This is a genomic window from Pseudoduganella sp. RAF53_2, from assembly GCF_052113985.1.
GTDB lineage: Bacteria > Pseudomonadota > Gammaproteobacteria > Burkholderiales > Burkholderiaceae_D > Rugamonas.
On the sequence record NZ_JBFRDW010001086.1, the window covers coordinates 1 to 1,033 of the forward strand.

The following is a 1,033-nucleotide window of genomic DNA, read 5'->3' on the forward strand; positions in this document are numbered from 1 at the left end:
TAGTGGAATACTGAACGGTAGGATTTTTTGATGCCCCCCTCGATATGGGGAGGCGGAAAATGTTGTTAGAGTAGAAAATGTCCGCCATGCCGTATGACGCACCCTCATCTTTGCCCGCGCTGCTGATCGCGCTGGCCGCTCTCGCCCTGATCGGCGGCGTTTATCTTTGGCGCACCTTGCGTGCGCGGGCCCGCAGCCACGCCCAAGTGCGGGCCCGCCAGCTGGAGCGCGAACGCATCGCGCGCGCCTTGCACGACACCCTGCTGCAGGGCGTGCAGAGCCTGACCCTGCGCCTGCAAACCGTCATCAATCCCCTGCCCACCAAGGACCCGCTGCGCGTGGCGATCGAATCCATCCTGGACGAAGCCGACCAGATGGTGGTGGCGGGCCGCGACCAGGTGATGGACCTGCGGGCCGGCATGGAGTTCGGCAGCGATCTGGCCTCCACCTTGCGCGCCGCCGTGCAGGGCATGGCAGCGGAACACGGCAAGAAGTACAAATTCGCCGTCGAAGGCACGCCCACGCATCTGCATCCTCTGGTCAGCGACGATATCTATTGCATCGCACGCGAGGCGCTGTCCAATGCCTTCCGCCATGGCGATGCCACGGTGGTGGAAGTCCTGCTCAGTTACGGCCGTAATGCATTCCGTCTGCATGTGCGCGATAATGGACGCGGAATTGATGAACAAACTCTTGGTATCGGCGGACGCCGCGGCCACTGGGGCCTGACCGGCATGCGCGAACGCGCGGCCTGCATCGGCGGCCAGCTCGATATCTGGAGCGGCATGGGCAAGGGCACGGAAGTGGTGCTGACACTGGACGGCCCGCTGGCTTATGGCCAGGGTGCGTCGCGTGCCTCGCAGCAGTGGCTGGACCGGATTCTGTTCCGGCATTAAGGACAAGCGAGATGAATATGGAAGCAAGACCGATCCGCGTGATGGTGGTGGACGACCACCCTTTGCTGCGCGCAGGACTGGCCGAAGCCATCGCCAGCCAGCCGGATATGCAGATTTCGGGTGAGGCCAGCAATGGC

General features: G+C 63.3%; 1 protein-coding gene. It reads left to right on the plus strand.

Annotated features, from left to right (window positions below):
- Positions 1-77 precede the first annotated feature (77 nt).
- A complete protein-coding gene (locus tag AB4Z11_RS32495) occupies positions 78-896 on the plus strand; it encodes a sensor histidine kinase (protein WP_442030414.1) in 819 nt (272 codons plus the stop codon).
- Positions 897-1,033 lie beyond the last annotated feature (137 nt).